This window comes from Arsenicibacter sp. R0_47, assembly GCF_057652235.1.
In genome coordinates this window covers 416,505-429,494 of sequence record NZ_JBYFCJ010000003.1, presented here as the reverse complement: position 1 = coordinate 429,494, position 12,990 = coordinate 416,505, and the positions used below count along the sequence as shown (strand labels likewise).

General features: G+C 48.8%; 9 protein-coding genes. 8 read left to right on the top strand and 1 reads right to left on the bottom strand.

The window, feature by feature from the left end; all coding sequences use genetic code 11:
- Positions 1-68 precede the first annotated feature (68 nt).
- Entirely contained in the window at positions 69-860 is a 792-nt protein-coding gene (gene lpxA / locus AC23NW_RS07870; protein WP_293835263.1) for an acyl-ACP--UDP-N-acetylglucosamine O-acyltransferase, read from the top strand.
- Between the two features lie 112 nt (positions 861-972).
- Here lpxA and pyrR read toward each other — a convergent pair whose 3' ends face one another.
- Entirely contained in the window at positions 973-1,512 is a 540-nt protein-coding gene (gene pyrR / locus AC23NW_RS07865; RefSeq protein WP_293835262.1) for a bifunctional pyr operon transcriptional regulator/uracil phosphoribosyltransferase PyrR, read from the bottom strand.
- Positions 1,513-1,617: 105 nt separating this feature from the next.
- Between pyrR and pth the strand changes: the two genes are divergently transcribed.
- The 7 genes from pth to AC23NW_RS07830 all read left to right on the top strand — a co-directional run bounded on the left by pth (position 1,618) and on the right by AC23NW_RS07830 (position 12,967).
- Positions 1,618-2,178 (top strand): aminoacyl-tRNA hydrolase, encoded by a 561-nt coding sequence (gene pth / locus AC23NW_RS07860; RefSeq protein WP_293835260.1) that lies wholly within the window; start codon positions 1,618-1,620, stop codon positions 2,176-2,178.
- Between the two features lie 240 nt (positions 2,179-2,418).
- A complete protein-coding gene (locus tag AC23NW_RS07855) occupies positions 2,419-2,856 on the top strand; it encodes a hypothetical protein (protein WP_293835259.1) in 438 nt (145 codons plus the stop codon).
- Positions 2,857-3,055: 199 nt separating this feature from the next.
- Positions 3,056-5,896: a M16 family metallopeptidase gene (locus AC23NW_RS07850; RefSeq protein ID WP_487448734.1), complete on the top strand. Its 2,841-nt coding sequence runs from the start codon at positions 3,056-3,058 to the stop codon at positions 5,894-5,896.
- 227 nt (positions 5,897-6,123) lie between these two features.
- Positions 6,124-6,933: a FecR family protein gene (locus tag AC23NW_RS07845; protein ID WP_487448732.1), complete on the top strand. Its 810-nt coding sequence runs from the start codon at positions 6,124-6,126 to the stop codon at positions 6,931-6,933.
- A gap of 152 nt (positions 6,934-7,085) precedes the next feature.
- Entirely contained in the window at positions 7,086-10,103 is a 3,018-nt protein-coding gene (locus AC23NW_RS07840; RefSeq protein ID WP_487448926.1) for a SusC/RagA family TonB-linked outer membrane protein, read from the top strand.
- Positions 10,104-10,147: 44 nt separating this feature from the next.
- On the top strand, positions 10,148-11,839 hold the full coding sequence (locus AC23NW_RS07835) for a RagB/SusD family nutrient uptake outer membrane protein (RefSeq protein WP_487448730.1): 1,692 nt from the start codon (positions 10,148-10,150) through the stop codon (positions 11,837-11,839).
- Positions 11,840-12,043: 204 nt separating this feature from the next.
- Positions 12,044-12,967: a sugar phosphate isomerase/epimerase family protein gene (locus tag AC23NW_RS07830; protein WP_293835251.1), complete on the top strand. Its 924-nt coding sequence runs from the start codon at positions 12,044-12,046 to the stop codon at positions 12,965-12,967.
- Positions 12,968-12,990: the final 23 nt, after the last annotated feature.

Below are 12,990 nucleotides of genomic sequence, written 5' to 3'. Positions count from 1 at the left end.
GTGATCAGTGTTAATCAGTTCGTGTCTACTCTACACGCTGATCCGCTGATTGCTGACCACTAAGAAACATGATTCAACCATTAGCATACGTCCATCCGGAGGCTAAAGTAGCACCTAACGCTATCATCGAGCCTTTTGCCATTATTCACAAGGACGTGGAAATTGGCGAAGGAACCTGGATCGGTTCTCATGCCGTGATCAACGAAGGCGCACGTATCGGTAAGAATTGTAAAATTTTTCCAGGTGCTGTTGTTTCTGCTATTCCTCAGGATTTAAAATACAAAGGTGAATATACCCTGACCATCATCGGTGACAATACGACCTTACGGGAGTATGCCACTATTAGCCGGGGCACCGAAGAACACTGGAAAACTGAGATTGGCTCACACTGCCTGATCATGGCTTACGCCCACGTTGCCCATGATTGCCGGATCGGCAGCAACTGCATTATCGGTAATACCGTACAGATGGCCGGCCACGTAACACTGGGCGACTGGGGTATTATCAGTGCCTTCAGTGCGGTTCACCAGTTTGCGCAGATCGGAACCCATGCCTTTATCTCAGGCGGTTCGCTGGTTCGTAAGGACGTGCCTCCGTTTACGAAGGCAGCCCGCGAACCGCTGACCTACGCCGGTATCAACTCGGTTGGTTTACGCCGCCGCGGCTATACAAACGATCAGATCAACCAGATTCAGGAGATCTACCGCTACATCTATCTGCGCGGATTAAACAACGCAGAAGCTCTGAGCGCCATTGAACTGGAACTGCCTCCTTCAGATGAGCGGGATGAGATTGTGAATTTTGTCCGCAACTCAGAGCGTGGAATCATGAAAGGCCCGGGCGGTAACGACCGCGACTAGCCTTTTCGTTGCTGATTGTTTCTGCGTGCTGCGTCGGTTCTCTGACAAACAGCTATCACCAGTAACAATCAGCAACGACCAACCACCATTTTAGTAAATAGCAGGCCGTTTTTTATCCGATCATCCAGATCCGGTCGGCTTCATTCCCCTGCTCTTTCCACTCGACCAGTACCCGCTGCGACTCCAGCGTATTTACCCGCATACCGGTATAGTCCGGTTTAATCGGCAGGTCGCGGTTATAGCGCCGGTCAATTAATACCAGCAATTCTACTTTACGGGGTCTTCCGAAGGCCGTCATGGCATCCAGCGCCGCACGGACCATACGGCCGGTAGCCAGCACATCGTCAATCAGAATGACATTCTTATTTTCAATCAGGAAAGGCACCTGTGTTGTATTCGGCCGTAAGGGCGAATCCCGCCGGCGGAAGTCATCGCGGTAAAACGTGGCATCAAGGCGGCCAACCTGAATGGTTTTACCCAGAATCCGGCTCAACTCACGGCTTACGCGTTCAGCGAAGTAAATTCCCCGGGGCTGCATACCCAGAATAACTGTATTATCAAACGTCTGATGTGTCTCGATCAACTCCTGGCACAACCGGCTGATAACAATCTCCAGTAAAGGGCTGCTTAAGATAAGGCGTTGTTGGTTCATAGGTCAAAAATAGCGGTTACGGGTTTGTGGTTTGCGGTTTAGGGTTAGTTTTTCAAAGCAAGGATTGCGATTTTTGCTTTTTTCGCTGCAGATAAACAGACAAAGATGAAATTTTTACTTGTCGGACTCGGTAATATCGGTGCTGAATATGCACTTACCCGCCACAATGCCGGTTTTATGGTTCTCGACCGCTTAGCGGCTCAACATGGATTCAGTTTTTCCCTTAACCGTCTTGCCTACACCGCTAAATGGTCTTATAAAGGCAAGCAGCTTTTTTTTATAAAGCCGACCACCTACATGAACCTGAGTGGTAAAGCCGTGCAGTCATACATGCGCCAGGAAAATATTCCGGTTGAAAACCTGCTGGTTATCACGGATGATAAGGATTTACCGTTTGGTAAATTACGCATGAAGCCTAAAGGCTCTCCCGGGGGCCACAACGGCCTTAAGCATATTGACGAAGTGCTGGGTACGCAGCAATATGCCCGCTTGCGGTTCGGTATCGGGAATGATTTTACCCGCGGCCGTCAGGCCGATTTCGTTCTTGGTCAGTTTCCTGAAGCCGAATTAGCCGAATTACCGCTGTATTTGGACAAAGCCGGCGATGCTGCCCTTGCATTTTGTACTATGGGCATACAAAACACGATGAATAATTTCAACCAATGATATGATTTTTTAAAGAACTTTTACTTTTTTCAAAAAAAAATTTTGCATTGATTAGTCATTTTTACACAAAATATAATTCCGATTTTAAACCCAAAACAAACACTAATTCAGAAAAACAAACATCAAACAAGGCTTTATACTTTTATTTTATTCCGATTTCATGGTTCTTAGATTTTGTAATCTTCAAACTTCTACAGACCTTTGTGCGTTCTCAAAACAAAAACAAAATAGAACAAAACAATGAAATCGCGTGTTATCTTTGCATCACTGATTCTTGGATTAGGATTACTGATCACTAAGGCAAGCGCGGCTACCACCATCACTGATGATAGCCCGGCTTCCAAAACGCCGGCAAGCGCAATGCTAGTCAATGGTACAGAAAAGCAATTCGCCGCTTATGTAGAACAGAAAGCGCAGCTTTTCAGCCAGGGAAACGATTGGCAAAACTTTATGCGGGTTGTCTCGTTATATAATAATAATCCAGTCTCAGTTTTATCTGTCAGTGCTGCTGACCGTGACAAATTCAATGAGGCTGCGTCACAAGTAACAAAAGTACTGGCTAAGCAACCGGCAGACACCGAAACGGTACGCTGGATTAAGCAGGCCGACTTTACAAAACGGGTAATTAATTACCTGTGGTCAACAGAGGCTCAAATTCAGGAAGCTGCTGATTTATAATAGGTTAATCCTAAAAAATCAGACACATTCCGGAACGGAAATGGGTAAAAGTTAGTTTTTCATGTAGAAAAGGTTAAGGGTTTAGGAATAGTCAGTATAAGGCTCTCTGCGAAGATCAGGGAGCCTTATCTTTTTTATATCCCGTCAAACATTACCTTTACAGCATACGTTATTCTACGTATCTTTTCCCATCCGCTCGATGAAAGCACTATTCTTATCAGTCTGTCTGGGTTGTACTGTTGTTTTTGCGCAGGCACAATCCGTTCCGAAAAAAACTACCGCTGCCTTACCAGCCGTTTCCACCGACCTGAAGAAGCCGATTCCGTTTGACCCGCAGGTAAAAACCGGAAAACTAGCCAACGGCCTTACGTATTACATCCGGAAAAATGCCGAACCCAAAAACAGGGCTGAACTACGGCTTGTGATCAAAGCCGGTTCGGTACTTGAAACGGATGCCCAACAAGGGCTGGCCCACTTTATGGAACACATGGCCTTTAACGGCACGAAGAATTTCCCTAAAAATGAACTGGTCAGCTTCCTTCAGTCATCAGGCGTTAAATTTGGGGCAGACCTGAACGCCTATACCAGCTTCGACGAAACGGTGTATCAACTACCCGTCCCTACGGATTCGGCCCGGCTGTTTGAGCGCGCGTTTCAGATTCTGGAAGACTGGGCCCATAACATTACACTCGATCCGGTTGAAATAGATAAGGAACGGGGTGTCATTCTGGAAGAGTGGCGGCTCGGGCGCGGTGCGCAGCAGCGTATGCGGGACAAGTACTTCCCGCTTATCCTGAATAACTCTCAGTATGCCAACCGGTTGCCGATCGGTAAAGAAGATATTATCCGGAACTTTAAGCCGGAAGTATTGCAGCAGTTCTACAAAGACTGGTACCGGCCGGACCTGATGGCAGTGATTGCCGTCGGCGATTTTGACGTTGCGAAGGTAGAACGTATTATTAAAGAAAAATTCAGCCGTATTCCGGCCGTTGCATCTCCTAAACCGCGAACTGAATACACAATCGCTCCTCATCCGGATTCAAAAGTGGTTATTCTGACCGATCCGGAGCAACCAAATACCGTTGTACAGGTAATTACCAAACGGCCGGAAATCAGGGAACGTACGCTCAACGACCTGCGCGAAAGCCTGAAACGGAGCTTGTTCAATGCCATGCTGGGTAACCGGACGGAAGAACTGACCCAACAGGCTGATCCTCCGTTTGTATTCGGATTCAGCAATTACGGTGGCTTTCTGGGTAACCTTGATGCCTTCACCTCGGTTGCCGTACCCAAAGATGCAACCGGCGTTGAACGGGCTATCAAAGCTGTCATGAACGAAAACGCACGGGTACAGAAATTCGGCTTTACGGCTACTGAGCTGGCCCGCGCAAAGCAGGAACTGTTAAACGGAGTTGAACAAACCTATAAAGAACAGGACAAAACCCGTTCCTCAGCACTCGTCGGACAATACGTCCAGCATTTTCTCGACGGCGACCCGTCGACCGGCATTGGCTATTATTACGAATTTGTCCGGAAAAACCTGAACGGAATTAGCCTGCCGGAAGTCAATGCTCTTGTCAATCAATTCATTGTCGATACGAACCGTGCCGTAATCGTGATGGCTCCCGAGAAAGACAAGGACAAACTGCCGACAAAAGAGCAGGTGCTGTCGTATATCAACAGCACCGGTCAGAATCTGACGGCTTACGTTGATGAAACGGTTAATAAACCGCTGCTGGCTAAAACCCCTACCCCTTCGCCGGTAACCAGTGAGAAAAAGATTGCTGACATCGGGGTTACTGAATGGACGCTGAAAAACGGCATTAAAGTCGTGCTTAAACCGACCAATTTTAAAAACGACCAGATTTTGTTCTCAGCCATCAGCAAAGGCGGAACATCACTCTATGACCTGAAAGATTTCCAGAATGCCCGGTTCGCTTCTACCCTGATCTCGCAGGGCGGCACCGGCGAATTCAATCAGATACAGCTGGGTAAGTTTCTGGCCGGCAAATCGTTAAGTGTTTATCCGTATATCAGTGAGCTGAATGAAGGTATGAGCGGCTCCGCATCGCCTAAAGACCTGCCGACCGCTCTTGAGCTATTGTACAGTTACTTTACGCAGCCCCGCAAAGACCCTGATGTCGTTAAAGGCTTTTTGTCAAATCAGCGCGGCCTGCTGGCCAATCAGCTCGCAACGCCAACACCTAATAAGGTATTTCAGGATACAGTGCAGGTAACGCTGGGGAACCATAACCCGCGCCGCTATCCGCTGAAACCTGACGATCTGGACCAGATTGACCTCGACAAAGCCTTTAAAATCTACCGGGAACGCTTCGCGGATGCCGGTGACTTTACCTTTTTCTTCGTCGGTAGCTTCGACGAAAAGACCATCCGGCCGCTGATTGAGAAATACATCGGCGGTTTACCAACCGGCGGTACGCATGAATCCTTCAACGATTTAGGCATACGTGCCCCGGAAGGTCAGATCACTAAGACCGTTTATAAAGGTATTGATCCCAAGAGCACCGTCCAGCTGGTATACAGCGGCAATTTCACCTGGACACCGGAAAACGCCACACAGGTTGACGCCCTGAGCGAAGTCCTTGAAATTAAACTGCTTGAAAAACTACGGGAAGAAGAAAGCGGGGTCTACGGTGTCAGTGCCAGCGGTTCATACAGCAAGTTTCCGGTTCAGCGCTACAGCTTCCGGATCGGCTTTGGCTGTGCACCGGAAAATGTTGATAAGCTAATCAGTAAAACACTGGAGCTGATTAATGAACTGAAGAAAAACGGAGCCGATCCTAAAGACATCGCTAAGTTTAAAGCCGAGAGTATGCGGGAGACCGAAGTTCAGTTAAAAGAAAATAACTTCTGGCTGGGCTATCTGACCAATCAATACTTCAACGGTGATGACTTATCGGAAATTCTGCACGAAACCGAACAGTTAAATAAAGTTACACCAGAGAGTACTAAAGCTGCCGCTAATCAGTATTTCGGTACTAATTTTATTCAGTTTATCCTGCAGCCGGAGAAAAAGTAATCACTCTGAACGGTTTTTTATATTTAGGTAGTCTACAGGTTAGTAGACTACCTATTTTTTTGGCTTTTCTGATCAAAAAAAAAGAGAAAAAAGCTAAAAAAGTCATCAAAACATAAAAAAGCCCCGTTTTGACGATAATTTCGCTATCCTGGAAAGGTCTAAAAATAAGTAGATTTCGTACAGGTTTATGCTTTCTCACTATATCTAACCTCTGATCTCTTTAATGCATGAAGCCATACGCTACTTATTCTGCCGAAGAGCTAGCCCTCGACGACCTGTTCGTTCGTTGGGTAAAGCACCCTTCGGACACAGAAGTAGTCAGCTTCTGGAACACCTGGTTAGTGAGGCATCCTGAGTGCTGCCATACGGTTGAAGAAGCCCGTCAGCTGATCCTGACCTTCTCCGCACCGTTGTCCGATGATCAGCTTGTGGCCGATGATATTTCAACGCTCTGGCGGCGCATCCGGGTATCCCTTCAGGAGATAGATGATGTAAAAACATTACAACCCAATATTCAGAATGTCATTGCCTGGTGGTACTTCATCCGTACCGTTGCCGCGCTGATTGGCATTGTTCTTTTTGTCGGGTGGGCCTTCTGGATTCAGTGGAACCCGCCTTTACTGACGATCCGTACGCAGGTAACCGAGAATCAGACTGTCCGTCTTCCTGATGGCTCCCGGGTACAACTACACCCCAACAGCCAGCTGAAGTATGCCCATCAGTGGACCGAAGAGAATCCGAAAGCGGTCTGGTTAACGGGTGAGGCTGATTTTGAGATTGCCCGCTGTGCCTTTAAAGCACCGGATCAGCAATTCCGCGTTCATCTGTCTACACTGACCCTTTCGTCGTGTAGTACAACGTTCAGGGTTTCCGATTGTGATTCCGACACACGGGTTACCCTGGTTACCGGTACACTGGATGCCTTTCTGCCAACTAAAAAAGAATCTTTTTCCCTTAAGCCCGGCGAAACAATTGTCGTCAACGATGGAAAGGTGACCATTATCCGGTCCGGGCACGCCGTAGCAAAACTTGACTAACTATAAATAAACGTTTACCAACCTAATTCTTATCTTAATTTATCATGAAACACGTTTTCCGATCTGAGCATCGGTCGGGTGCGCAGTCTCTGCGCCTGACAGCCATGTGCATGGCAGCCGGTCTGCTTCTGACCGCGCCGGTTCTGGCAGCAATGCCCCGGCTTAATTCTGCTACAACCCAAAGCCCGATGCAGGAACGCACGATAACGGGCAAAGTGACCTCCTCCGATGATAATGCACCATTACCGGGTGTAAACGTGTCCGTAAAGGGGACAACACGCGGTACAACTACTGACGCATCAGGCACTTACCGCCTGACGGTACCGGCTGGCAATATCGTACTGGTCATTTCATCAGTAGGTTTCATGTCTCAGGAAATAACACTGGGCAACCGCGCTTCTGTTGATGTCAAACTGCAAACGGACACACGGGCACTAAACGAAGTTGTAGTCGTTGGTTACGGTACGCAGAAGAAAAGCCAGACCACCGGTGCGATCACCTCTGTGGGTGCCAAGGAAATTCAGGAGATGCCGATTACAAACCTTGGTCAGGCCCTGCAAGGCCGGGCGGCCGGGGTAGACGTTACACAAACCGGCTCAAAACCAGGTACCGTTCCGAAAATTCTGATTCGCGGCCGTCGTTCATTTAGTGCCAGTAACGATCCACTGTATGTAGTTGACGGGATTCCGCTATCGGCAGGTTATGAAGACATGAACCCGAGCGATGTGGCCTCTATGGAAGTACTGAAAGATGCGACCGCAACGGCCATCTACGGTGCACGGGGTGCCAATGGTGTCGTACTGATTACGACTAAGCGGGGTGCGCAAAAAGGGAAAACAACCGTTACCTATGATTCATACGCCGGTGTTTCTAAACCGCTTGATAAAGTCAATCTGTTCAGTGGTCCGGAGTTTGCTGAATATGTGCGTGAAGCTTACCGGGCAACCGGTGGCTATAAAGATGCCAACGGTAATGCTGTACCGACGGGGGTTGCCGATCCGGTTGCCGATGCCAAAGTAGCGGTATTAGGCGGTGACCCTGCCGTTGCCAAAGGTATTGCCAACGGCACTAGTACCGACTGGCAAAGCCTGATCCTGAAAAACGGGGTAATGCAAAACCATTCTGTTGGCGTTCAGGGCGGTACAGAAAAAACACAGTTCTACATTTCGGCCGGTTATTTCCAGGACAAAGGTATTTCGGATGGTCTCGACTTTACCCGTTATTCGCTGCGGGCTAATATTGATCATCAGGTAAATAAAGCCTTGAAAGTCGGGATTTCGTCATACATGATGTATAGCCTCCGTAACGGAGAAAACCTGAACCCATACGGCTTTACCATTCAGCAAAACCCGCTGGCAGTACCCTATGACGACAAGGGTAATCTCATCTTCTCACCAACGAATGACGCTCTGCTGACTAACCCGTTATATGAAGTTATTCCGGGTGCTCAGGTTGATCAGACAAAGCGGTACCGGATGTTCAACAGTATCTTTGCCGAAGTTAAGATTCTGGACGGTCTGAAATACCGTGTCAACTTCGGACCGGACTTTACGCTGGCACGCTGGGGCCGCTTTATCGGTGCTGCTACCAATGCCCGTAAATTTGGCGATCCGCAGGCTACGAATGAAAACCGCTGGGGCTTCAACTGGACACTGGAGAATATCGTAAACTATACGAAAACCTTCAAAGATGTTCATAACCTGAACGTTACACTACTCCACTCAATCCAGCGCGATAATTACGAAGTATACCGCGCAGATGTACAGGGTGTTCCGGCAGAAACGCAGCAATTCTACAATATGGGGGCAGCCAGCTCAGTACTGGGTACCGCCAGTTCGCTGACGCAATGGACGATCAACTCGTACATGGCCCGGGTGAACTATGACTTCAACGATAAGTACTTGATTACGGCCACTATTCGTCGTGACGGATCGAGCCGTTTCGGGGAGAACACAAAGTACGGTAACTTCCCCGGCGTTGCTTTAGGCTGGAACGTAAGTAATGAGCCATTCCTGAAAGCAGTTCCATGGGTTGACCTCCTGAAACTGCGCGCCGGCTACGGGGTAGTAGGTAATCAGGCAGTAAGTCCTTACCAGACACAAGGCTTACTGTCACGGACGGCCTACGCGTGGAACACAACCGCTGCTTTTGGTTTCCGTCCGAACACAATTGGTAACCCTGACCTACGCTGGGAAACATCTGCTACATCGAATATCGGTCTTGATTTCAGCTTCTGGAGAGGCCGTCTGCAGGGTTCACTGGAATTGTATCAGACCAATACAACCGCTCTTTTGTTAGCCGATCAGCTGCCGGGCTCAATTGGTTTCGGTGCCGTAACGCGTAACGTCGGTGAAACCCGCAACCGTGGTATCGAACTGGGCTTTACAACCTACAATATCAACTCGCCTTCGGGCTTCAAGTGGAATACGGACTTCCAGTTCACCAAGAACACCGAGGCTATCCTCTCGCTCTACAACGGAAAAGTGGATGACTTAGGAAACGGCTGGTTCATTGGCCGCCCGCTGAGCACTATTTTCGATTATAAGAAAGTAGGTATCTGGCAGGCGGACGAAGCAGACAAAGCCAAATCATACGCCAGTGAAGTTGGTCAAATCAAAGTGCAGGATACGAACAACGACGGCAAAATCAATGCCGATGACCGTGTCATTATCGGTTCCGACGTTCCGCAATTCAGCAGCGGTATCACCAATCGCTTCTCATACAAAGGGTTTGACCTCTCGTTCTTCTTCTTTGCCCGTGTTGGTAACATCATCCGGAGTGAATTCCACCGCAACAACAACGCGCTGGCTGGCCGTTATCAGCAAATTAAAGTTGATTACTGGACACCAAACAACCCGACAAACGAGTTCCCGCGTCCGAAGAGCAACCAGGAGTTCCCTGTGTACAACACAACGCTGTTGTACTTCGATGGTACGTTCGTCAAACTGCGGAACATCAACATTGGCTATACGTTTACACCGGCAATTGCTCAAAAGCTCCACATGGAATCACTGCGTCTGTACTCAAGCATTCAGCAGCCGTTCATCTGGGCTAAATACCGGAGCAAATACAACGGCGTTGACCCTGAAACAACTGGTTTAGCAGCAGGTGGTACGGGTGTAACGCCGGCAACAACCGTGTTCACTGTTGGTCTTAATGCACGCTTCTAAAACCGGTTTCGTGTAAGACAAACACATTAAACGTACAGAATCCAATGAAACTTAATTATATCTCAAAATCAGTTAAATTATTTGGTCTGGCAACCCTGTTGCTGACCGGCCAGTCGTGTAAGGATGTCCTGAAGGAAGAAGTAGTTTCTGGCATCGGCAACGATTACATGAATACAACAAAGGGCTTCAACGACGCTCTGAATGCGGCTTATTCGACCCTGCGCTATTATTATGGAACGCAGCAGGGCCTGACCATGACCGAATACGGAACCGACATATATGCGACCGGCGCGGACGGTGGTTACAAAGGTTTTCATTTCTATGACGGTCAACTTAACCCAACCGTAGATTACCTGACTAATACCTGGGATGAGCTTTACAGAGGCATTAACACGTGTAATGCCATCATCGGGCGCGCTCCGAGCGTAGCCGGCGTGGCCGAAGCAACAAAAAAGATCCGTGTGGCGGAAGCCAAATTTTTACGGGCGCACTATTACTATCTTTTGCTGATGCAGTGGGGTGGGGTTGACCTGCGTCTTACCGAGACGCTAGCCCCTACAAAAGAAACAAAACGGGCTTCTGAAGCAGACATGTATGCAGCCATCATCAAAGATCTGAACGAAGCTATTGCCGATCTGGACGCAAAGGCACAGTCAACAGACTATGGCCGCGCTACCAAACCGGCAGCCGAAACTCTGCTCGCCAAAGTGTATCTGGCAAAAGCGTATTCAACGTCAAAAGCGGCAGATGATTTCAGCAAGGCTGCGGCCCTGTGTAAGTCCGTAACTACTAACTATGGCTACAAACTGCTTGATGACTTCGCGAGTGTATTCGACGAAACCAACCAGCTGAACAGCGAGGTAGTCTTCGCGGTACAGTATACGTCTGACCCGCTGACGAACCTGACCAACAACACCGGTGCCGTAAACGGCGGTAACAACCTGCACCTGTTTTTCGGGATGCAGTATGACGTTCAGCCGGGCATGAAACGTGACGTTTTCTATGGACGTCCGTTTAAGCGCCTCCGTCCGACAGCCTACTTGTTAAATACTGTCTTTGCCGACCGCATAAACGATTCGCGTTATAAAAAGACGTTCCGTGATACTTGGCTTAGCAATAACCCCGGGTCGTTTAATGCGGCTGCGTTTGATGACTCAAAAACACGGGTAACTTTTGCAGCGGGTGACACAGCGATCTTTATTCCAGGTGTCGAATGGACAAAAGCGCAGCGGGCAGCCAAAAAATACCAGGTGCTGGTTCCTAGTCAATATAACGAAGCCCTATTCCCTACTTTAACAAAATTCTTTGACACAAAGCGTCCTGATCTGACCTACGAAGCCGGTAGCCGCGACTACTTTGTGTTCCGTTTAGCAGACGTTTACCTGATGCTGGCCGAAGCCTCACTGGGTGCAGGTGCAACTGCTGATGCGGTAACGGCAATTAACGCTGTTCGTTACCGTGCAGGCTGGCCAGGCAAAAAAGATAATATGCTGGTAACTGCTGCAACACTTGACCTGGTCATGGAAGAACGCGCCCGTGAACTGGCAGGTGAGCAAACCCGATGGATTGACCTGAAGCGGTGGGGTAAGCTGGTAGAACGTGTAAAACTGTATAACCCACAAGCAGCAAACATCCAGAGTTTCCACTTATTGCGCCCGATTCCGCAAACACAGATTGACCGTAGCGCGAAAGGAGCAGACGGCAAATCGGTATTCGCTCAAAACCCGGGCTACTAACCATTTTGTGGTTTTACAACGCCTGAAACAACCCGGAAACCAGTGGTTTCCGGGTTGTTTCTTTTTCCGGCATTTTGCTGACAAACTGAGTATGAATGCACTTTGTACTTCTTTTTCTGACAAACCAATCTAAGCATTTTTGATCGCTGACACCCGTACGCTGATGTCCGTCAACGGCGGTTGTGTTTAATTCAAGACATAGTTATGCAGGATTCTGTAAACAGACGCCGGTTTCTTCAACTCTTTGGCGGAGCTGCCCTCACCGCATCCATCAGCGCGGATTTATTAGCCGGTTCGCTCAAAAAAAGCGACCTTAAAATTGCGTATTCTGCCATTACCTGGGGCGGGAAAGACGATCAGGCCATCAAAGACCTGGCCTCTCTGGGCTTCAAAGGCATTCAGTTGCGGGCCAATACGTTTGGACCCTACCGTAACAAGCCTTCAGAGCTCAAAGCGCTGCTGGACGAACACAAACTGACGCTGGCCATGTTCTCAAGCGGCAACGTTGAGGTAGATCCGGCGAAACTGCAGAGTACAATCGATATGCACGTAGCGCACGCCAGCTTCGTAAAGGCGCTGGGCGGCTCGGCCTTCCAGATGACCAACAGCCTCCGCAAAGGCGGTGTGGCGCCGACCACCGAAGAGCTTAAAAAACTCACGCAGGTCATGAACGAAATCGGGAAGCAAACAGCCGATCTGGGCGTTCAGGCGGTGTATCACAACCACATGAACCAATGGGGTGAGACGCCGGAAGAAGTGGATGTAATTGTGCAGAACATGAATCCGAAATACGTGAAGCTGCTGCTCGATATTGCGCACTACAAGCAAGGTGGCGGCGAACCGGAAAAAGCCGTGAAGCAGTATAAGGACATGATCCACTCGCTTCACCTGAAAGACACCATGTCGCCCCTGCCCGACAAACCCGATAATCCGAAAGCCTATAAGTTTGTGGAACTGGGACGCGGCAACGTCAACGTACCAGCCGTTTTCAAAGCCCTCGACGATATCAAATTCAAAGGCTGGGGCGTTGTTGAACTCGACGGTGTGCCCGAAAAAGACAAATCGCCGCTTCAGTGCGCCGAAATCAACAAGGAATACATCACTAAAACATTGAATCACCCACTTTAACAATTGTGATTGAGCCATTGAGC

Bases quoted from the DNA above. Each gene is read 5' to 3' on its own strand.
- pth (WP_293835260.1), top strand. From the start codon at position 1,618: ATGAAATTTTTACTTGTCGGACTCGGTAATATCGGTGCTGAATATGCA.
- AC23NW_RS07830 (WP_293835251.1), top strand. From the start codon at position 12,044: ATGCAGGATTCTGTAAACAGACGCCGGTTTCTTCAACTCTTTGGCGGA.
- AC23NW_RS07855 (WP_293835259.1), top strand. From the start codon at position 2,419: ATGAAATCGCGTGTTATCTTTGCATCACTGATTCTTGGATTAGGATTA.
- lpxA (WP_293835263.1), top strand. From the start codon at position 69: ATGATTCAACCATTAGCATACGTCCATCCGGAGGCTAAAGTAGCACCT.
- pyrR (WP_293835262.1), bottom strand. From the start codon at position 1,512: ATGAACCAACAACGCCTTATCTTAAGCAGCCCTTTACTGGAGATTGTT.
- AC23NW_RS07845 (WP_487448732.1), top strand. From the start codon at position 6,124: ATGAAGCCATACGCTACTTATTCTGCCGAAGAGCTAGCCCTCGACGAC.
- AC23NW_RS07840 (WP_487448926.1), top strand. From the start codon at position 7,086: ATGCCCCGGCTTAATTCTGCTACAACCCAAAGCCCGATGCAGGAACGC.
- AC23NW_RS07835 (WP_487448730.1), top strand. From the start codon at position 10,148: ATGAAACTTAATTATATCTCAAAATCAGTTAAATTATTTGGTCTGGCA.
- AC23NW_RS07850 (WP_487448734.1), top strand. From the start codon at position 3,056: ATGAAAGCACTATTCTTATCAGTCTGTCTGGGTTGTACTGTTGTTTTT.